This window comes from Streptomyces sp. NPDC015242 (genome assembly GCF_043079125.1).
GTDB lineage: Bacteria > Actinomycetota > Actinomycetes > Streptomycetales > Streptomycetaceae > Streptomyces.
Genome location: NZ_JBIBUF010000010.1, coordinates 25599 through 47237 on the forward strand (window position 1 = coordinate 25599; position 21639 = coordinate 47237).

The 21639-nt window shown below is 74.6% G+C and carries 8 protein-coding genes; 4 read left to right on the plus strand and 4 right to left on the minus strand.

Annotated elements, in window-relative coordinates:
* Positions 1-22 precede the first annotated feature (22 nt).
* The gene (locus ACF07N_RS30115) at positions 23-3076 is read right to left on the minus strand and encodes a family 16 glycoside hydrolase (RefSeq protein ID WP_392118864.1); all 3054 of its coding nucleotides are present in this window, start codon (positions 3074-3076) and stop codon (positions 23-25) included.
* 294 nt (positions 3077-3370) lie between these two features.
* On the opposite strand from ACF07N_RS30115, the gene ACF07N_RS30120 reads away from it, so the two are divergent.
* Entirely contained in the window at positions 3371-3583 is a 213-nt protein-coding gene (locus ACF07N_RS30120; protein ID WP_383326105.1) for a hypothetical protein, read from the plus strand.
* A 368-nt stretch (positions 3584-3951) separates the two neighbouring features.
* Here ACF07N_RS30120 and ACF07N_RS30125 read toward each other — a convergent pair whose 3' ends face one another.
* Positions 3952-5196: a helix-turn-helix domain-containing protein gene (locus ACF07N_RS30125; RefSeq protein ID WP_392118867.1), complete on the minus strand. Its 1245-nt coding sequence runs from the start codon at positions 5194-5196 to the stop codon at positions 3952-3954.
* 850 nt (positions 5197-6046) lie between these two features.
* On the opposite strand from ACF07N_RS30125, the gene ACF07N_RS30130 reads away from it, so the two are divergent.
* Positions 6047-6598 (plus strand): PAS domain-containing protein, encoded by a 552-nt coding sequence (locus ACF07N_RS30130; protein ID WP_392119499.1) that lies wholly within the window; start codon positions 6047-6049, stop codon positions 6596-6598.
* A gap of 102 nt (positions 6599-6700) precedes the next feature.
* Here ACF07N_RS30130 and ACF07N_RS30135 read toward each other — a convergent pair whose 3' ends face one another.
* Both ACF07N_RS30135 and ACF07N_RS30140 read right to left on the minus strand, forming a co-directional pair.
* Positions 6701-7219: an RNA polymerase sigma factor gene (locus tag ACF07N_RS30135; protein WP_383326114.1), complete on the minus strand. Its 519-nt coding sequence runs from the start codon at positions 7217-7219 to the stop codon at positions 6701-6703.
* 62 nt (positions 7220-7281) lie between these two features.
* Positions 7282-8592 (minus strand): condensation domain-containing protein, encoded by a 1311-nt coding sequence (locus ACF07N_RS30140; protein WP_392118870.1) that lies wholly within the window; start codon positions 8590-8592, stop codon positions 7282-7284.
* Between the two features lie 465 nt (positions 8593-9057).
* Here ACF07N_RS30140 and ACF07N_RS30145 point away from each other — a divergent pair, with 465 nt between their 5' ends.
* Together ACF07N_RS30145 and ACF07N_RS30150 are read left to right on the plus strand one after the other, a co-directional pair.
* On the plus strand, positions 9058-17670 hold the full coding sequence (locus ACF07N_RS30145; protein ID WP_392118873.1) for an amino acid adenylation domain-containing protein: 8613 nt from the start codon (positions 9058-9060) through the stop codon (positions 17668-17670).
* Complete coding sequence (locus tag ACF07N_RS30150; protein ID WP_392118876.1) at positions 17663-21556, plus strand: type I polyketide synthase; 3894 nt, start codon at positions 17663-17665, stop codon at positions 21554-21556. Before ACF07N_RS30145 ends, ACF07N_RS30150 begins: the two co-directional genes overlap by 8 nt.
* The last annotated feature ends 83 nt before the right edge of the window (positions 21557-21639 follow it).

A 21639-nucleotide genomic window follows, 5' to 3' on the forward strand; every position in this document is an offset into this window, starting at 1 on the left:
CGTCGGCGGGGACGGCGGCCGCCTACAGGGGGCGCACCGTGATGTTGCGGAAGCGGACCTTGTTGCCGTGGTCCTGCAGCCGTATCGCCCCGGCCGCCGGTGACTCGGCCCGGCCCGAGGCGGTGGGCCCGTCGAGGACGACGTCGTCGTGGACCTTCCGGCCGTTCCACACCACCGTCACCCGGGCGTCGGCGGTCTTGTCGCCGTCCTCGTCGAAGCGGGCCGCGCGGAAGACGACGTCGTAGCTCTGCCAGGTCTCCGGCTTCGTCGCCATGTTCGCGTCGGGTGCCCTCTTCAGGTAGATCGCCCCGGCCTCGTCGGTGTCCGGGGAGGTGTCCCCGTAGGAGTCGAGGATCTGCAGCTCGTAGCGGTCCTGGAGGAAGATGCCGCTGTTGCCCCGGTCCTGGCCGGTGACGTCCGGCGGGAGCTGCGGGACCCGGAACTCCAGGTGCAGCGCGAAGTCCTGGTAGGCGTCCTTGCTGCGGATGTCGCCGCAGCACACCTCCATCGACTCCTCCTCCGCAAGCGGCCAGGACACCTTCCGCCCGTCCGTGTGCTGCCACTGCGCCTGCGAACCGGCGGTGCCGTCGAAGAGCGCGACCTCGGCGCCGCGCGGACGCACGGTGATCAGGTCGAGGTTGACGTGGCCGGTGTCGCCGGCGTCGAACCGGTAGGAGATCGCGTTCCGTCCGGCCCGCAGGGTCAGCTGTTCGGTGCGGGTGGACCAGGAGTCCCAGTCCCCGGTGGAGGGCAGCAGCGTCTGCCGGACCTTCTTGCCGTTGGCGTAAAGGGAGAGGGACTTGGTGCCGGCGAAGGGGTTCGGGCCGTTGGAGTAGCGCAGGTTCACGTCGTACGTGCCGCTCTTCGGGACGGTCACCTCGAACGTCGTGGCGGCCTTGCCCTCGGTGGCGTACCGGTCGACGAAACCGCTCCCGGAGTAGCCCGGGTGGTCGGTGTTGATCCCGGCCGTACCGGTCAGCACGGCCTCCTCCGCCTCGTACAGGATGGCGGCCGGCGGCTGCTTCCCGGGCAGGGCGTTGAGGGTGTACCAGGCCTCGGTGCTCCACAGCGCCTCACCGGAGGCCGAGGTGAAGGGGCGCGGGGAGCGCACGTGCACCACATGGCCGGGCTTGAGACCGTCGGTCCGCAGCCGGACCGTGCGGCCGTCGCCGGAGAGCGTCGCCGATCGCACGGCCAGTCTCTCCTCGCCGATCTTCGGGCCGCCGTAGTCCTTGGTCGGGGTGTAGCGCCACTGCTCGACCTGGTAGCGCGCGGCGAGTTGTGCGGCGGTCTGCTCGGAGACGGGCTGGGTGTAGGTCAGGTCGAAGCCGCCCGGGACGGCGCGCATGGTCTTGATGTCGAAGGTGTTGCCGCCGTTGGGCGTCAGCTTCTGCAGCCCGAAGCGGAGTTTGCCCTCCTGCCCCCAGTTGCCGTCGGCGCCGAGCCCGCCGGCGTAGACGGCGCCGTCGGGACCGAGGGTGAGGCGGTTGATGCCGGCCTCCAGACCCTGGGTGTAGCGGAAGACGGCACCCTGGTACTGGCCCTTCACCTTCTCCAGGTAGGCGCGCTGGAGGCCGCCGTAGGTCACGTCACCGATCAGCATCTGGCCCGCGAACTGCCCCTTCTTCAAGTACAGCGGGGTCGAGGGCGAGTTGGCGATCTCGTTCTGCGGCAGCCAGAGGACCGGCGCGGTGACGGGGGAGGACTCGAAGGGCCCTGCGGGCTCGGTGTAGTGGTTGAAGAAGCGGCCCTGCTTGATCTGGACCAGCTTCGACGAGGGGAGCCAGCCGCCCTGGTTGTCGGTGGTGAACAGGCCGCCCTCCGGGCCCCAGCCGATCCCGTTGGGTGTGCGCAGTCCGCCCGCGACCGGGCTGATCCGGCCGGTCTTCTTGCTGATCTTGTACGTGGTTCCGCGGTTCGGGGCGGGCTGCGGGGTGGTGGTCGCGCCGCCGTAGTCGATGGCGACGGACAGGTTCACGTAGAAGTACCCGTCGCGGTAGAGCAGGCCGACCGCGAACTCGTGGAAGTTGCCGCCGTAGGGCCAGGTGGCGACCGTGCGGTAGGTGTCGGTGACGTCGTCGCCGTCCTCGTCGACCAGCCGGGTCAGCTCGTGCTTCTGCGACACGTACAGCGAACCGTCGACGTACTTGATGCCCATGGGCTCGCGCAGCCCTTCGGCCACCTTCGTGACGGTCACCTTGTCGCGGCTGGTCTTCCCCGTGACGTTGCCGAGCAGGTACACCTCACCGGCAACGTTGTCAGTGCCGCCCCAGGTGCTGATGGCCAGCCGCCCGTCGGGCAGCCAGTCCATGCCGGTCACCTGCGGCTCGAATCCCTCGGGGCGCAGGTCCGTGAGGTCGAGGTCGGGGCGTACGGAGGTGAGGGGCAGCCCGTCGCCGGGGGAGTCCCCGCTCGCCTCGCACTCCTTGCGGCCCGGCGCCGTCACCCGGACCACGTCGGCGTCGGTGCTCAGTGCCTCGCGCGGCACGACGGTGAACTCGTCCTCGCCGGGCGGCTTCCAGGCCAGCTGCACCTGCTGCCCGCCGTCCCGTTCGAAGTGGTCGACGCGCAACGGGTGGGAGCCGGCGGTGAGATGGACGGTGCCGTCCTTCGGCTCCGCGCCGTGCAGACCGTCGTGGTCGATCACCGTCGAGCCGTCGAGGGACAGCCGGGATCCGTCGTCGCTGGTGAGACGGAACACGTACGAACCGTCGCGGGGCGCGATCAGATAGCCGGTCGCCTCGGAGACGAACCGGTCCTCGAAACCGCCGAAGTCGGCGGCCGTGGACCAGTCGACGGTGGGCATGAGCTTGTCGTGGTTGGGGGTCTGCCCCGGCTTGAGGGTGCACAGCTTGCTGAGCGGAGCCTGGACGTCGTAGACGCGCAGGGTGACTCCGGGCTCCTGCGGCGGCAGGTCGGCGGCGGCCGCCGGGGAAGAGCCGGTGGCCGCCGGAGCGGGGTCGGCCGCGGCCGGGGCGGCCAGGACGCCGCCGGCCAGCAGGGCGGAGGCGAGTGCCGCGACGAGGTGTCTTCGGGGTCGGCGCAAGGGCCGTCGGCGCAGGGGTCGTTGGCGCATTGGTCCTCCTGTGCTGGGGACCGGAGCGTGCCGGATCGTTCCGGTCTTTCACGGGGTGGATCGCGGGTTGCGCCGCAAAGGTAGGAGACTTTCGCTTGTCATGTCCATACTTTGTCATCAGTGTGTTCAAAGTCGGTCCGCGCGATCTGGCGGCCCGTCAGGGCCGTCCCGCGTGTGCCCCGCGGACAACGGGGGTTCGGCAGTGCCCCGATCGTGGAACTGATCATGGGTGGGCAGCACGTGGTCCCCGGGCACGTTCCGCGAACGCACCCGGGGGAGAGGCGGTGAGGGCGAGTGGGCGAGCAGGGCGGCCGTGACTGGGTGCGCATGACTCCGGACGACTTCGACCGTGAGGCGCCGCCGCGCCCGGAGGTGGACGGGCGGATCCCGGCCGAGCTGGACGAGTGCGGCACGGCTCCGCTCTTCGGCGACGAACCGGCTCCGGCGGGCGGAGGCCGCCCGGCTCCGCGCTCCGCCCGACAGGCCTGCCAGGAACGGCTGTTCTGAGACTCCGGGGCGACCGGTCGCCCCCCGACGAGATCAGCCGGCCCGGCGGTGAACCGCGGGCGGGGTGGTCGTCGAGGGAGCGCGCCGGTCGTCCCCGGCCAAGGCGGCAAGGCCGTCCGGGCGGGGCAGGACGCGGGCCGCGTCCAGTGCCGCAGCGAGACCGGCGAGATGGGCGGCCTGGTCCGACCGGCCGCCGGGGCCGGGCGCCCGGTGCGGTCGAGGCGCTCCCGGTGACACCTGCGTCAGTCGCCCGACCGTGACGGAGCGGGGGAGCACCCACATCGGCGCAGCCGTCATGGGTCCCCCCTCCTCGGCGGCGTCGCGGTCGCGTGCCCGCTGCACGCCCGCGCGCCGCGCCGTCCAGGCCTTCACCGGCCCGGCCGTGCCTCGGCGGCACGGACGTCCGCCAGGGTGGTGGCCAGCGCCTTCCAGATGTGGGCCGCCAGGTCGAGGTTCCGGGTCTCCGTCGCCTGCTGCCCGAGCCGTTCCAGGACGGCGATGCCCTGGTCGGCGCGGCCCGACAGGATCTTCAGCCGGCCGTCGAGGACGGACAGCCGCACCCGGTCCCGGTACGACAGGCGCAGATCCGCCTCGCCGAGCAGGTCCTCGCTGAGGGTCCGGGCGTCGTCCAGCCGGCCTTGGTGGAAGGCGAGCTGGGCCTGGAGCGCGCGCATCTCCTGGAGTTGCAGCGGCGTGCCGATCAGCCGCAGCACGGAAGCCGCCTCGGTCAGCCAGCGCTCGGCGGCGGCCACGCGGGGCGGTGACATCTGCAGCGCGGCGGCGGTGGCGGCGGCGCGCAGCCGCGCCCACAGGGTCAGGTCGTCCCTGCTGTGCAGCAGCCCCAGGGCCCGGTCCAGCCGGGCCCGTGCCGTCTCGTCGTCGCCCTCGCGGTTGCTGACGACGGCGGCCGTCCACAGCGCCTCGGCCGCCTGGGCCGCTGACGCCCGGGGCAGCAGGTCCCGCTCCAGTTCGGCGACGTGCCGCCCGGCCGCCTCCAGCCGGCCCAGCTCCGTCTCGACGCTGATCAGCACCATCAGGGCGGCCAGCGTGTCGGGCACGCGCACCCGGGCGTCGCGGGCGACCGACATCGCCTCCACGGCCGCCGGTTCCGCGGCGCGCATGTCGCCCAGGGCCCGGGTGCAGCGGGCGTACCGGACGCGCGACCGGGTCCGCAGCTCCGGGTCCTCCAACCGGTCGCTCAGCTCGATGAGTTCACGCAGCCGGGTGCGTTCGAGCTCATAGTCGCCATCGCGTCCGGCGGCCCGGCTCAGCAGCCACAGAGCCTGCCAGCGGGCGGCGGGATCGGCCCCCGCGTCCTCCTCGACCGCACGGCCGAGCGCCGCCGTCTCGTCCGTGCCGGGTGGCGCCGAAGCCGCCGCGGCGAGGACGCCGGTCAGGGACCTGCCGTCCGAAGGGCCGGTCAGGGCGGAGGCGTCGACACCGAGCCGGTCGGCGAGATAGGACACGGCCCGCTCGGTGGGGCGACGCTCCCCGGACTCCAGGCGGGACAGGTACCCCGTCGACATGCCGTCGCCGACGAGGGCGGCCTGGCTCAGCCCCCGGGCCAGCCGGAGCCTCTTCAGCCGACGGCCGAAATGCGGCTGTTCGAGCATCTCCCCCTCCGGTTCAACGGCGCGATCGGCGAGGTGCCGCGACCCCGAGGGCGACGCGGCCGTACAGCGCTCCGGTCCTCGCCTGCCCGGTCGGGCGCGCCTGAGCTGTCAACACTCTAGGAAGCCGGGCAAGGGGCGACAACTTGTTGAGCGCAGGTCAACCGGCCATTGCCGGGATGGTCCCCAGCCTCACCGACGATGGCCGAATCGCGGCCTCCGGTGCCCGAAAGACGCCCGTATGTAAAGGAGTTGACAGGTAGCCGACGTCACCTGGCAAAGCCTTGCCACCGCGATTGACGCCCCTTAGGCTCGAAGGTGATCCCCTGCTGCGATCCCATTTTCGTCATGTGGAGGTTGTCGTGCTGCGCAGCTCCCGAACCGGCCCCCGGCGCAGGCTGGACGTACGGCCCGCCGGTCCGCCCGGAGGCTTCACGCCGGGAACGGACACCGAGATCGAATGGCCGTGACAACGTTTTCCACGGCAGTCAGACGCCGGCCGCCTCGGCGCCGCCTCCTCTGCCCATCCTGACCGCCCCCGGGACTCCGGCGCCTCGCCGCCGGCCATCCGGGACGACGCGGGCACCCGGCCCGGCCGCCGACGTGGCGGCCCGCGCCGGGCGGGACGTTCGCCGACACCCAGGCACAGCGCATCCGTCCGTCCGCGTCCGCACACCCTTCCCAGCCCCCCACGCGCAGGAAGAAGGACGGTACGTCCGTGGCGACCACGAGTTTCCCCGACGCCTCGCCCCGCAAGAAGAACGCCGCCGCTCCGGCCGCACCCGCCCGCCGCGACGCGACCGGCGGCGAAGCGCCGGGCGGTGACACCCCGGTACGCGCCTGTACGGCCCACGTGTCCCCCGGGGACCTGGCCGTCACGGCCGCGGAACCGGAATTCGCCCGCCAATTCGGCCTCAGCGTAGAGGAGATATGCGGGTACGGAATGCTGGACCTTCTCCGATCACCCGCCACCGCACGCCTGCGGGAACAGTTCACGGCACTTTCCACGGGCCGGTGCCGGCGATTCAGGGAAAGGGTGACGGGCCGCGACGGCGCCGGCCGGGAATTCCCGGCGGACATCACCGCGGTCGCCGTCGGGAAACCCTCCGGCGAAACCGCCGGGCTCGTCGTCTTCCTCCGCCGGTCCGGCAGCGCGATTCCCGGCGGGCCGTTGCTCAGCGCCCTCGACGCGCAAGTCCTCGAAGGGGTGGCGAGTGGCGAGTCCACGGTGCAGATGGCCTCCCGTCTGTATCTGAGCCGTCAGGGGATCGAGTACCGCGTGGGGCAGATGCTGCGCCGCTTCGACGCGCCCAACCGCCCCGCTCTCGTGGCGCGGGCGCACGCGCTCGGCATGTTCGCCACGGGCGTGTGGCCCCCGCGCGTCCTCCCGGAGCACGTGCGGTAGCGGGCGGCGGGACCGGGCACGTCCCGGGCGAGGCGGCCGTGGCGGTGACGTACCGTCACGGCCGCCCGTGCGTGGGTCCGGTCCGGGGCGCCGGCGCCGGACTCACGCCGCCGACGGCTGCCACGCCTCCTGGAACCGGCGGCGGGCGCGGAAGAGACGGGAGCGGACGGTGCCCACGGGCAGGGCGAGCACCTGGGCCATCTCCTCCTCGTTGAGCCCGTAGGCGCGCAGGGTGAGGACCTGCCGGTGTGCCTGGGACAGACGGTCCAGCACGTCGCTGATGTGCACCGCGTCCAGCGGGTTCGCGTCCTGCTGCGACTCCACCTCCGAGCAGCAGCTCTCCTCGCCGTAGCGCCGCGCGGTGCGGACGGCCTCGCGGACCGTCACCGAGCGCACCCAGCCGTAGAACGCCGCCGGCTCGCGCAGGGAACGCAGGCCGCGGTAGATGGCCAGCAGCGCCTCCTGCGTCGCGTCGGCGCCGTCGTCGTGGGTGATGGACCTGCAGATGCGTGCCACGTAGGGGGTGATGCCGGTCAGCAGGTGGTTCATCGCGTGCTCGTCGCCCGCCTGGGCTCGGGGGAGCAGCGTCAGGGGAGAGGGGAGTTCGCTGACGGTGGTCATGTCGGGCAGTGCTTCCTTACGGCGGCCGGGCGGGGGTGAGGGGAAGGAGGAAGGAGCCGTGGTCAGCCGGTGGTCGCGGGGGCGGGACGGGTGTCCGCCGCGGTCGCGAAGCTGAGGAGCCCGGCGCGCACGTCGTCGCGGAACGCCCGCATGAACGACGGGCTGAAACAGGCGGTGAAGTGCGGGAACTCGATGGACAGCCGGCCGTCGAAGGAGACGACGCACGCCATGACGGGGCTGCGGCCCGCCTGCGGGAAGTAGTGCTCGCGGGCCGGCGCCAGCCGCACGTCGGCCGCCCGCAGCCCCTCCGGCAGCCGCGGCCCGGGGACGACGCCCATGTTCGTGACGATGACCGTGGCCAGTTGCAGAGCCGGGTTCCGGGGGATCTCGGGCGTGATGCGCATCTCGTGGACGTGATCGCCGCGGGCGAGGAAGTCGCCCAGGCGTCCGTGCACGGTCCGGGCCAGCTCCAGCGGCTCGGAGGCCTCGGACACCTCCACGGTCTGCAGATGGGTGGTGACCGCGGGCACCAGGGCGGCGGTGGGCACCGGCGGGGACAGCCGGGAACGCAGGTCGACGGGGGAGAGGCAGCCGAGGGTGCGGGCGCCCTCGCCGCCCAGCCGCCGCCGGGCGGTGGCCAGCAGCGTCGCGGCGATCAGGGCGTGCACGGAGACGCCCGCGTCGCGCGCCGCCCGCCGCAGCCGTGAGGTCGTCTCCGCCTCCAGGGTCAGTCGGCGGACCTCGATGTGCCCCTGCGCGCCGGCCCCTTCGCCGGTGGCGGCGTCGTAGGGCACCAGCTCGGCCGGGTTCCGCCGGACCGCCTCCAGGCGGCTGTCGAGGTACTTCGCCGTTTCGGCGTCGTCGGCCGGCGGCAGCAGGCCGCTGACGGGCTCGGGCCAGCGCGGCGCACCGTCCTCGGAGGCCCCGGCCGCCGGGTGCCCCTCGACCAGCGCCCGGTAGCGGTCCCACAGGGCGTTGTGCAGCGCGATGCTGCTGTGACCGTCGGTCACGGTGTGGTCCACCGCCAGCACGAACAGGTGGCGCTCGCCGTCCGCCGCGCTGACCAGGACGGCCCGGCTCAGCGGCCCCCCGACCGGCAGGGGCCTGTTGAGTTCGGCCGCGTACGCCTCGTCCTCGTCGTCGCCGGTGCGCGTGATCAGCCGCGGCCGCTCGTCCTCACCGAGCAGGCGCAGCACATGTCCCGCGCCGTCCTGCGCGATACGGGACCGCAGGGGCGGGTTGGCCTCCGTCATGGCGTCGAAGGCGGCGGACAGGGCGGCGACGTCGACGGGTCCGCGCAGGGTGCAGGACAGCACGGCCCGGCTTCTCTGGCCCACGTAGAGCGTCTCGACCGGACACAGCACACGGTGCATGGCGTCAGCCTTCTTTCCGTCATACATTTCGGGTTCACGGCCCGTCATCGGTTGTCCGCCGCTGCTGTCCGCGGGGCGTCAGGGGCCTTTCGAGAGTGCACGGCACCACGCGTCGGAATCCAGCCGGGAACCCGGCGCCGAGGGAAATCACGTGATTTCCCTAGAAGTTCGAACGGCGCACACGATCCCCGGATTCGCATTCTTCAGGGAAAACCCTGAATCGGGGCCCCGCGGCCCGATTCCGCTTGACCCGGCCGCTTCCGTTGCCCCACCGTGCTGTGCCGTGAGACGGGCGGGTGACGTGATGACGTCCGCCCGCGGCGTGCGGCCTCTCCTTCGCCCTGTGGCCCGGCCCGGCGCGTAACCCCCCACGCGCGGGCCGCACGAGGCGGTGGCCCCGCCCCTCGCATCCGGCCGGGCCTTCTCCGTCCGGGACGTTACGGCTTGCCACGTGAGGGTTGTGCTATGTCACTGCAGGAGGACGAACGCCGGCCGCTGTCCGGAGCCCAGGAGGGCCTCTGGTACGCCGGGCGGCTCGCACCGGACAGCGCCGCGTACAACACCGCGGAGGCGGTGGAGGTCCACGGCCCCCTGGACACCGACCTGTTCGAAACCGCGCTGCGCCGCACCGTCGCCGAGGCCGACACCTTCGCCCTGCGCTTCGCCGACGGCGACGACGGCCCCCACTGCCGGCTCGCCCCCGACGCGGACGACTGGACCCTGCACCGCGTGGACGTCAGCGGTGCGCCCGACCCCGAGGCCGCCGCCTGGGCCCACGTCCGCGCCGATCACGCGACGCCCGTGGACCTGGAGAAGGGACCGCTGTTCGCGCACACCCTGCTCACCCTGGCCCCCGACCGCTTCCTGTGGCTGCTGAGGGCCCATCACCTGCTGCTCGACGGCTACAGCTACAAGCTCCTCGGGCGGCGCCTGGCCGAGACGTACAACGCCCTGGCCGAGCGGCGCGACCCCGGCCCCTCCGGCTTCGCGCCGGTGAGCCGACTGCAGGAGGAGGAGGCGGCCTACCGCGCCTCCGAGCGGTACACCCGCGACCGCGACCACTGGGCGCGGCGCCTGGCCGGCCTGCCGGAACCCGCCCGGCTCACCGCGCGCACGGCCGCCCCCACCGCGCCCTTCCTGCGCCGCACGGCCGAACTGACACCCGGCGAGACCGCTGCCCTCGACAACGCCGCCGCCCGCCTCGGCGTCCGGCGGACCGACCTGCTGACCGCGGCCACCGCCGCCTACCTGCACCGGATGACCGGCGCCCGTGACCTGGTGCTCGGCCTCGCCACCATGAGCCGCCTCGGCGGTGCCGCGCTGCGCACCCCCGGCACCGCCTCCGACGTCCTGCCGCTGCGCGTGGCCGCCGCCCCCGACACACCCGTGGCGCAGCTGGCGCGGACCGTCGCCGGCGAACTGGAGGCCCTGCGCCGCCACCAGCGCTACCGGGGCGAGTTCCTCCGCCGCCACCTGGGCCTGCTGGGCACCGGACGCCGGCTGTACGGGCCGGTGCTCAACATCGTTCCGTTCGACGAGGACCCGGTCTTCGGCGGACACCGGACCACCTGGCACCACCTGTCCGGCGGAGCCGTCGACGACCTGCAGATCTCGGTGCGGCCCGGCGCGCGTCCCGGCGGCCTGTGGCTGGCCTTCGACGCCAACCCGGCCCTGTACGAGGAGGACGAACTCGCCCTGCACCGCGACCGGTTCCTCACCGTGCTGCACCGGCTCGCCGAGGCGGAGCCGGAGACACCGCTGGGCGGCCTGGACGTCCTGCTGCCCGGAGAGCACCCCCGCGACACGCCCGTCCACACGTATCCGGTCGAACGGACTCTCACCGAACTGTTCGAGGAGCGGGCGGCGGCCGGGCCCGAGCGGACCGCCGTCACCTGCGGGGACGAACAGCTCACCTACGCCGAGCTCAACGCCGAGGCCAACCGGCTCGCCCGGCTGCTGACCGAACACGGCGCGGGTCCCGGACAGGTCGTGGCCCTGGCCCTGGAGCGCGGCATCCGGCTGCTGCCCGCCCTGCTGGCCGTCCTCAAGACCGGCGCCGCCTACCTGCCCCTGGACCCCGGTCACCCGGCCGAGCGGCTGCGGCTGGTCGTCGAGGACGCGGCCCCCGTCGTCCTCGTCACCGAGCACGCCCACGCGCACCTCGCCCAGGACGCCCTGCCCGTCGTCCGCCTGGACGACGAGGAGACCATCGCCGGCCTGGCCCGCCGCCCCGCCACCGACCTGACCGACGCCGACCGGCACGGACCGGCAGGCCCGGCCGACACCGCGTACATCATCCACACCTCCGGTTCCACCGGACGCCCCAAGGGCGTGCCCGTCCCGCACGCGAACGTCGTGCGCCTCTTCACCGCCGCCGCCGGGCACTTCGACTTCCGGGACGACGACGTGTGGACGCTGTTCCACTCCTACGCCTTCGACTTCTCCGTCTGGGAGATCTGGGGCGCCCTGCTGCACGGCGGCCGGGTCGTCGTCGTCCCGTACGCCGTCAGCCGCTCCCCGCGCGCGTTCCTGGACCTGCTGCACCGCGAGGGCGTGACCGTCCTCAACCAGACGCCCTCCGCGTTCGAGCAGCTCGCCGACGCCGACCTCGAACGGGGCGGCGGCACCGGGGCGCTGCGGTACGTCGTCTTCGGCGGCGAGGCCCTGCGCCCGGCGCGGCTGCGCCCCTGGGCCGACCGGCACGGCCTGGACCGCCCGGCGCTGGTGAACATGTACGGCATCACCGAGACCACCGTGCACGTCACCCACCACCGCCTCACCCGCGCCGACCTGGACGACCCGCGCCGCGGCAGCGTCATCGGCAGCCCCCTCGCCGATCTGCGCGTGCACCTGCTGGACGGCGAGGGCCGCCCGGTGCCGCCCGGCGCGACCGGCGAGATGTACGTCTCGGGCGCCGGCGTCGCCACGGGGTACCTGAACCGGCCCGGCCTGACCGCCGAACGGTTCCTCGACGACCCCTACGGCCCGCCCGGCACCCGCATGTACCGCTCGGGCGACCTGGCCCGGCGCCGCCCCGACGGCACCCTCGACTACCTCGGCCGCGCCGACGCCCAGGTCCAGCTGCGCGGCTTCCGCGTCGAACCCGGCGAGATCGAGGCCGTCCTCGCCGCCCACCCGGGCGTCACCCGTGCCGCCGTCGTCCCCCGCCGGGCCGCCAACGGCGCCCTGCACCTCGTCGCGTACACCGTCCCGTCCGACACCCCGGTGAGCCCCGCCGAGCTGCGCGCCCACACCGCCGCGCACCTGCCCGAGCACATGGTCCCGGCCGCCGTCGTCCCCGTGGCGGCGCTGCCGCTGACCGCGAACGGCAAGCTCGACGTCCAGGCCCTGCCCGCCCCGGACTTCGCCGCCGCCGCGACCGGCACCCGCCCCGGCACGCCCCAGCAGGTGCTGGTGTGCGCCCTGTTCGAGGACGTGCTGAAGCTCCCGCGCGACTCGGTGGGCGTGGACGCCGGCTTCTTCGACCTGGGCGGCGACTCGCTGCTCGCCACCCGCCTGCTGGCCCGGCTGCGGCACGAGACCGGCGCCGAGATCCCCATCACCGCCCTGTTCGAGACACCGACCCCGGCCGCCCTCGCCCAGCGGCTCGCCGTACAGGACGCCGCCCTGCCCCGGCCGGCCCTCGGCGACGCCGTACGGCCGCAGCGGGTGCCGCTGTCGTACGCCCAGGAACGCATGTGGTTCCTCAACCGGCTCGACGGGGGAGCGGCCACCTACAACATCCCGCTCCTCGTCACCCTGGACGCCGACGTCGACACCGGCGCGCTGCGGGCCGCCCTCGGCGACCTCGCCGACCGGCACGAGATCCTGCGGACGGTCGTCGCCGAGCACGACGGGACGCCGTACCAGCGCGTCCTGCCGCCGGGCGAACTGCGCCCCGCCCTGCGGCACGTGGACTGCCCCGCCGCGGAGACCGCCGCGCACGTCACCGCCGCGCTGCGGCACCGCTTCGACCTCACCGCCGAAAGCCCCCTCGCCGTCTGGCTGGTGGGCTCCACCCTGCTGTTCGTCCTGCACCACAGCGCCGCCGACGGCTGGTCGCTGCGTCCCTTCGCCGACGACCTGAGCACCGCCTACGCGGCCCGCCGCGCCGGCCGGGCACCCGACTGGGCCCCGCTGCCGGCGCAGTACGCCGACTACGCGCTGTGGCAGCGCGCCCTGCTGGCTCCCGGCCCGGACGGCCCCGGGCGGCTGGAGCGGCTCACCGCCCACTGGCGTACCGCCCTGGACGGAGTGCCCGAGGAATGCACCCTGCCCGGCGACCGGCCCCGCCCCACCGCCCCGCGCGGCGGCGGAGCACACGTCGAGACCGCCGTCGGCGCCGACCTGCACCACGCGCTGCTGCGTCTCGCCGACCGTGAGAACGCCAGCCTGTTCATGGTGCTGCACGCCGCCGTCAGTGCCCTGCTCACCCGCTGCGGCGCCGGCGAGGACATCGTCCTCGGCACCCCCGTCGCGGGCCGTACCGAACCCGCCCTCGACCCCCTGATCGGCCTGCTCACCAACACCCTGGTGCTGCGCGCCGACACCTCGGGCGACCCCGCCTTCCGTGACCTGCTCGCCCGGCTGCGCACCGCCGACCTCGCCGCGCTGGACCACCAGGACCTCCCCTTCGACCGGCTGGTGGACGACCTCAACCCGCCCCGCACGCCCGGCCGGCACCCCCTGTTCCAGGTGATGCTGGCCCTCCAGAACAACGAGCCCGCCGTCCTCCGGCTGGACGGCACCCGCGCCGAGCTGCGGCCCACCGCGACCGGCACCGCCAAGTTCGACCTCTTCGTCGACGTCCTGGAACGCCGGACCGCGCAGGGCGCGCCCGACGGCCTGACCCTGCACGTCGAGTACGCCACCGACCTGTACGAGGCCGCCACCGCCGAGGCGTTCGCCGAGGCCCTGCACGACGTGCTGCGCGCGGTGAGCGCCGATGCGACGGTCCGCCTCGGCGACCTGCCCGCGCTGCCCGAGCGCACCCCCGCCCCGGCCGCGACCGATCCGGCGGCACTGGCGGACGCGGCCCTGTCCGTGCCCGGCATCCGCGACGCCCACGCCCTGCCCGGCACCGACGGCGCCCCGCCCCGTCTGTACGTGGTGCCCGGACGGGCGGACGCCGCCGAACGCGCCGAGGAACTCCTCGACCGGGCGGGCCACGGCACCGTCCGCGTCACCGCGGTCAACGCGCTGCCCCGCACCGGGCACGGCACCGTCGACACCGCCGCCCTGCGCGCCCTGCCCGCCGTCGACCGCACCGCCGCCGACGCCTGGCGCGACCGTCTGACCCGGGTGCCCGGTGTCACCACGGCCGACGTGACGGTGGAGAACACCCCCGAGGAACTCGACCGCCGCCACACCGGCCTGCCCGGCCGCACCACCGGACCCGCCCCCGCCGGCCGCACCGGAACGTCCACCGCCGCACCGGCCCTCAGCGAAGGCCCCGCCCATACCGAACCGTCCGTGACCGGCTGGGCCCAGGCCCTGCGCCGCGCCGCCGCACAGGACCGGGGCGACATCGTCCACGTCCACGCCGACGGCAGTGAACACCGGCGCAGCTACGGCTCCCTGATCCCCGAGGCCTCCCGGGTCCTGGCCGGACTGCGCCGGGCGGGCCTGCGCCCCGGCGACCAGGTCATCCTCCAGTGTGACGCCACCGAGGACTTCCTCGCCGTGCTGTGGGGCTGCGTCCTCGGCGGCTTCGTCGCCGTACCCCTGACCGTCCCCGCCTCCTACGACACCCCCTCGGCGGCCCTGACCAAACTGGAGGGCATCTGGCGGATGCTCGGGCGGCCCTGGATCGTGTGCTCCGCCGGCCGCGAGGCCGGGGTGCGCGCGGTCGCCGCCCGGCAGGACTGGCCCGGCCTGCGGCTCACCACGGCCGACGCGCTGCGCGAGGCACCCGAGGACCACGACTGGCACCCCGCCGCACCGGACGACCTCATGCTGATGCTCATGACGTCCGGCAGCACGGGCCTGCCCAAGGCGGTGCGCCTCACCCACCGCAACGTCCTGACCCGCTCCGCCGCGACCGAGCAGACGAACGGCCTCGGCCCGGACGACGTCACCCTGAACTGGATCCCGCTCGACCACGTCACCGGGGTGGTGATGTTCCACCTGCGGGATGTGTATCTGGGCTGCCGTCAGATCCACGCGCCGACCTCCTGGGTCCTGCAGGACCCGCTGCGCTGGATGGACCTGGCCGACCGGCACCGGGTCACCGTCACCTGGGCGCCCAACTTCGCCTTCGGGCTCCTCGCCGAGCAGTCCGGCCGCTTCACCGACCGCGCCTGGGACCTGTCGCCGATGCGGCTGGTGATGAACGCCGGCGAGGTCGTCGTGGCCTCGGCCGCCCGCCGGTTCCTGCACGCGCTGAAGCCGTTCGGCCTGCCGCAGGACGTGATGCACCCCGGCTGGGGCATGTCCGAGACCTGCTCCGTCGTCACCGACGCCGTCCTGCCCGGAGAACCCGTCGCGGGCGAGGGGACGTTCGTCAGCTGCGGCCTGCCCTACCCCGGGTTCGCCATGCGGATCGTGGACGAGCAGGGCAGGCTCCTCAACGAGGGTGAGGCGGGCCGGTTCCAGGTCCGCGGCACCTCCGTGACCGGCGGCTACCACGACAACCCGGCCGCCAACGCGGAGGCGTTCACCGAGGACGGCTGGTTCGACACCGGCGACCTGGCCTTCCTGCGCGACGGTGAGCTGTACATCACCGGCCGCGCCAAGGACGTCATCATCGTCAACGGCGTCAACCACTACAGCCACGAGATCGAGGCGTGCGTCGAGGAACTGCCCTACGTGGAGCGCAGTTTCACCGCCGCCGTCGCCGTGCGCTCCGACCCGGCCTCGCCCACCGACGAACTCGCCCTCTTCTTCCACCTCCCCTCCGAGGTCACCGCCGGGGCCCTGCGCGAGATCGCCGGGAAGGTCACCCGGGAGATCGGCGTCAGCCCCGCCTACCTCATCCCCGTCGAGCGGGACACGATCCCCAAGACCGAGATCGGCAAGATCCAGCGCACCAGACTGCGCAAGAGCTTCGAGGCGGGCGCCTTCGACGACACCGTCCGCGAGACCCAGCTCCTGCTGGGCACCGCCGCGACCGTCCCGGACTGGTTCCTGCGTCCGGTGTGGCAGCGGACGGAACGCCCGGAGACCCCCGCGGCGCATCCCGGCCGGCACACCCTCGTCCTCGCGGGCGGCGACCCCCGGGTCCGTCGGCTCGCGGAACGGCTCGCCGACGTCCTGCGGGCCGGCGGCGGCCGGTGCACGCTGGCCGTCGAAGGGCCCTCGTACGCCCGGCTCGACGCCGCGCACCACCGCGTGCGGCCCGCCGAGGAGACCGACTACGCGACGCTGCTGCAGCGGACGGAGGAGGACCAGCGGCCGGTCGACGCCGTCCTGCACCTCGCCGGACTGCGCGGCGCGGGCGGCCCGGAGACGGCGCCGGACGACACGACCGGACCGGAGGACCTGCTCGCCTTCGCCCGTGCCCTCGCCGCACGGCCCGGCCCGCAGCGGCCCGTCGACCTCGTGTACGTGACGGCGGGCGCCCAGGACGTGCTCCCCGGCGATCGCCCCGACCCGGCGCACGCCATGGCGGGCGCGCTGCTGAAGTCGCTGGCCGAGGAGTCCGGCCGGCTGCGCGGCACGCACCTCGACCTGCCCCCGGACGACGCCACGGACCCGCTGCCCCTGCTGACGGCCGAGGCGACGGTCACCGCGGACGGCACGGAGGTGGCGTACCGCGACGGACACCGGTACGTGCGCCGCCTCACCGCCCTGCCCGACGCCCCGCCCCGCGTCGAGCCGCCCGCGCGGGACGGCTTCACCCTGCTCACCGGCGGCCTGGGCGGCGTCGGCACCGAACTCGCCGCCCATCTGCTGCGCACCCCCGGCACCCGGCTGCTGATCACCGGCCGCACACCGGAGGAGCAGACCGAAGGGCTGTCCCGGCTGCGCGAACTGGGCGAGGTCCGGTACGCCCGCGCCGACGTCACCGACGAAGGCCAGGTCCGGGCCGCCGTGGAGGCCGCCGCGCAGGAGTGGGGCGCGCCCCTGGCGTCGGTGCTGCACCTGGCGGGGGCACTGGTGGAACGCCCCGTCGGCGAACTGGACACCGCCACCTGGCGCCGGGCCCTAGCCGCGAAGACGCGCGGCGCGTGGACGCTGCACCGGCTCACCGCCGACCACCCGGTCACCTCCTTCGTCACCTTCTCCTCGCTCAACGGCTTCTTCGGCGGCGCCATGAACGCCGCGTACGCCGCCGCAAACGCCTACCTGGACGCGCTCGCCCGGTACCGCCGCGGCCTCGGCCTGCCCGGGCAGTCGCTGGCGTGGAGCATGTGGCGCGAGCGGGGCATGAGCGACGGCTACCGGCTCACGGCGCTCACGGAGGCGCGCGGCTACCGGCTGCTCGACGTCCCCGCCGCGCTGCGCTCGTTCGACCTCGCCCGCACCCTGGACGAACCGCACCTGCTGATCGGCGCCGACCGCACCGCCCCCTGGGTCCGCAGCCACGTCGTCGCGCCCGTGCGCCAGACGCGGCGCCTGGCCGCACGCGTCGGCCTGGAGGACGGCACCGATCTCGGCGCCCTGTACCGGGCGGCGGCCGACGCGGCACGTGCCGCCGGGCTCCCGGAGGACGCGTGGACGCTGCGCTCGGCGGGCACCGGCCCCCGCCCGGAGGAGGCGGAGGCGGGGGAGGAGCTGCGACGGCTGGAGAGCCGGCTCGCCGAGGTGTGGTGCGGCGTCCTCGGACGCGACCGGGTGGGCCGGGACGACAACTTCTTCGACCTGGGCGGCAACTCGCTGCTCCTCGTCACCGCACAGACCGCCGTCAACCGCGCCTTCGGCACCGACCTGTCGGTGGTCGACCTGTTCGCCCACCCCACCGTCCGGGACCTGGCCCGCCACCTGTCGGCCACCGGCGCGCAGCCGCCGGCGGCCGGCGGACCGTCGCCCCGGCCCGAGACCGACGGCCTGGACCGCGCCAGGGAACAGGCCCGCCGCCAACGCGCGGCCCGCTCCCGCCGGTCCGCCCGCCAGGGCAGGGACCGCGGCCGTGCCTGACCGCGCGGACACCACGCAGCACACCACCGAGCCCGGAGAGGACGAGGCACACGCCGTGCACGACCCCAGCGCATCCCACGACGAGGAGTTCCCCGCCGTCGCCGTCATCGGCATGGCGGGCCGCTTCCCCGGCGCCGACGACCTCGACGCCTTCTGGGAGAACATCGCGGCCGGCCGGGAGGCCATCCGGCCCGTGTCGGACGAGGAGTTCCTGGCCGCGGGCGGCGACCCGCGCGACCTCGACGACCCGGCACTGATCCGGATGGTGTCGGCCGTCGAGGGCATCGACCGCTTCGACTCCGGCTTCTTCGGCTACAGCCCCGCCGAGGCCGCCGTCGTCGACCCGCAGCAGCGGCTGCTTCTGGAGACGGCCTACCACGCCCTGGAGGACGCCGGCTGCCTCACCGGCGACCGCACGGCCGGGGCGTTCGGCGTCTACGCGGGCGCCGGTGACAGCCGCTACTACCCGGCCCACGTGTACCCGCGCTTCGCCGGGCAGCCCGGCTCGGTGGAGCTGGTCCACGCGGCCACCGCCAACTCCCTCGGCACCCTCGCCACCCGCGTCTCCTACGAACTCGGCCTCACCGGGCCCAGCGTGTCCCTGCAGACCGCGTGCTCGACCGCGCTGGTGGCCGTGCACACCGCCTGCCAGGACCTGCTGGATCACCGCTGCGACACCGCGCTCGCCGCCGCCGTCTCCCTCAACCCCTCGGCCGCGCTCGGCTACCGCCACGTGCCCGACGGGCCGTTCTCGCCCGACGGCCACTGCCGCGCCTTCGCCGCGGACGCCGCCGGGACCTCCTCCGGCGACGGCGTGGGAGCCGTCGTCCTCAAGCGGCTGGAGGACGCCCTCGCCGACGGCGACCGCGTCCGCGCCGTCATCCGCGGCACCGCCGTCAACAACGACGGCCGCCGCAAGGTCGGCTTCAGCGCGCCGAGCGCCGCCGGGCAGACCGAGGTGATCCTCGCCGCGCAGGCCCAGGCCGAGGTCGACGCCGGCAGCATCGGTCTGGTCGAGGCGCACGGCACCGCCACCAAACTCGGCGACCCGATCGAGGTGTCCGCGCTGACGGAGGCCTTCCGGCACAGCACGGAACGCACCGGGTTCTGCGCCCTCGGATCGGTCAAGACCAACATCGGCCACCTCGGCGCCGCCGCCGGCATCGCCGGACTCATCAAGGCGGTCCTGGCCCTGGAACACCGGCAGATCCCGCCGAGCCTGCACTTCGACCGGCCCAACCCCCTCATCGACTTCGACGCGAGCCCCTTCCGCGTGCCCACCGCGCTGGAGGACTGGCCCGCCGGCGACCACCCCCGCCGCGCCGCCGTCAGCGCCTTCGGCATCGGCGGCACCAACGCCCACGTCGTCCTGGAGGAGGCCCCGCCCGCGGCCCCCGCGGCGCCCCGACCGCCCGAGGACGGCCGCCGCCTGGTGCTGCCCCTGTCCGCACGCACCGCCGGCGCCCTGCGCGGCCAGGCCGAGGCACTCGCCGGGCACCTGGAACGGCGGCCGGAGCTGCGCCTGGACGACGTGGCCCAGTCCCTGCGCACCGACCGGCCCGCGCTGCGCCACCGGCTCACCGTCACGGCGGCCACCCCGGCCGAGGCCGTCGACGCCCTGCGCGTCGCCGTCCCGTCCGTCCCGCCGCCCACCGACGACCCGGTCCGTGTGGCGTTCCTGCTGCCCGGCGGCGGCACCCAGTACCCGGGCATGGGCAAGGAGCTGTACCGCGACCACGCCTTCTACCGCGACACCGTCGACGAGTGCGCCCGCATCCTGCGGCCCGTCCTCGGCGCCGACCTGCGCACCGCCCTGTTCGAGGAGCGCCAGCCCGACGACACCTCCGCGTTCCTCGGGCTCGTCGTGACCGAGTACGCCCTGGCCCGTACCCTCATGGAGTCGGGCGTGCGCCCCGACGCGCTGATCGGCCACTCGCTCGGCGAGTACACGGCCGCCTGTCTCGCCGGCGTCATCGACCTCGCGGACATGCTGCCCCTGGTCACCGAACGCATCCGGCTCATCAGCACCGCGGGCGGCGCCACGGTCGGCGTCGCCGCCCCGGCCGAGGAGATCCGGCCGCTGCTCGGCGACGACCTGTCCCTGGCCGCCGTCAACGGCCCCGGCGCCTGCACGGTCGCCGGACACCTCGACGCCGTCGCGCGCTTCGAGGCCGAACTGACCCGCCGCGGCGTCCCGTTCCGCCGCCTGCGCATCCCCGTCGCCGCCCACTCCCACGTCCTGGACCCGGTCCTGCCTGCCTACGAGGCCCACCTGCGCCAGGTCACCCTGCGTCCGCCGCGCATCCCGTACGTCACCAACGTCACCGGCACCTGGGTCACCGACGACCAGGCCACCTCCGTACGGCACTGGCTCGACCACACCCGCGGCACCGTGCGGTTCGCCGACGGCATCGCCGCCCTGTGGGACCGGCTGCACCCGGTCCTCGTCGAGATCGGGCCGGGCGACACCCTGACCAAGCTCGCCACCGGCCGGCTCACCGACGCGACCCCGGTGACGGTGACCACCATGCGGCACGCCAAGGCCGAGGCGTCCGACGGCTTCGTCCTCGCCGAGGCTTTGGGCCGGCTGTGGAGCGCGGGCGTCGACAGCGCCCTGCCCCCGGTGCCGGGCAGCCCCCGGCGGGCACCGCTGCCGCCCTACGCCTTCGAACGCAGGCGCCACTGGATCGACGCCCCCGGCGCCCGCACCGGCTCCGGCCCGTCCGACGACACCCCGGCCACGCCGGCGAGCGCGCCCGGCCTCGCCCCGCGGCCCCGGCTGACGACCGAGCACGTACCGCCGCGCACCGACCGGGAACGCGAGGTCACCCGCCTGTGGGAGGAGACGCTCGGCATCGGCGGCATCGGCCTGCACGACAACTTCTTCGACCTCGGCGGCGACTCGATGCGCGCCGTACTGCTGGCGGGCCGGCTGCGCGGGGCCGGCGTCCTCGACATCCCCGCGGCGACCCTGCTGGCCGCGCCCACCGTGGCCGGGGTCCTCGCCACGGCCGGCGAGGCGGACGAGAAGGCGCCCGGGACCGCCCCCACCGCCCTCGGCCCGCTGCTGCCGCTGCGCTCCGAGGGCACCGCCCCGCCGCTGTTCTGCGTCCACCCCGGCGCGGGCGTCGCCTGGCGCTACACGGGCCTGCTGCCGCACCTCGGCGGTGACCAGCCCGTCTACGGCATCCAGGCGGCCGGTCTCGACGGCACCACCCCGCCCGCAGCCGACGCCGCCGCCATGGTCGCCCACTACCTGGATCTCGTGCGCCAGGTGCAGCCGCACGGCCCGTACCGGCTGCTGGGCTGGTCCTACGGCGGGTTCGTCGCGCACGCCATGGCCTGCGCCCTGCAGCGCGACGGCGAGCGGGTCGAACTCCTCGCGATGCTCGACGCCCCGCAGCCGCACGGCACCGCCCACGACGCCGGCGCCGCCGAACGCCAGGTGGCAGCCCTGCTGTCGAGGGTGGCCGGGCTCGATGTCGACGGGGCACCCGTGGAGACCGTCCTCGACCGCATCGACGCCCGGGTCGCGGCCGACCCGGCGAGCGTCCCCGTCACCCGCTCCGAGGCCGCGGCCATCGCCGCCGTCATGCGCAACAACCTGCGCATCGCACCCCAGTTCGCGCCCGGCGTCTACCGCGGTGACGTGCTGTTCTTCAGTGCCGCCGAGGAGCAGGCCACCGACTTCCCGACGGACCTCGCGGTGCTGCCCGGCAAGGCCGACAGCTGGCGGCCGTACGTCGACGGGACCCTGCACGACCACCGCGTGCCCTGCGGCCACTACGAGATGACCGAACCCGAACCGATCGCCCGTATCGGCGAAGCGGTCGCCAAGGCCCTGCGCGGCCCCGGCGACCGGGCCGCCGCAGCCCCTTCCCCGTGAACCCGCGTCGAGGAGATGCAGTGAGAGCGACCCAGGACCCTTACGAACTCGGTGACGCCCCCGAGATCGGTACCGCCCCGACG

Coding starts and splice junctions, on each gene's coding strand:
- ACF07N_RS30145 (WP_392118873.1), top strand. CDS start 9,058: ATGTCACTGCAGGAGGACGAACGCCGGCCGCTGTCCGGAGCCCAGGAG.
- ACF07N_RS30140 (WP_392118870.1), bottom strand. CDS start 8,592: ATGCACCGTGTGCTGTGTCCGGTCGAGACGCTCTACGTGGGCCAGAGA.
- ACF07N_RS30125 (WP_392118867.1), bottom strand. CDS start 5,196: ATGCTCGAACAGCCGCATTTCGGCCGTCGGCTGAAGAGGCTCCGGCTG.
- ACF07N_RS30135 (WP_383326114.1), bottom strand. CDS start 7,219: ATGACCACCGTCAGCGAACTCCCCTCTCCCCTGACGCTGCTCCCCCGA.
- ACF07N_RS30115 (WP_392118864.1), bottom strand. CDS start 3,076: ATGCGCCAACGACCCCTGCGCCGACGGCCCTTGCGCCGACCCCGAAGA.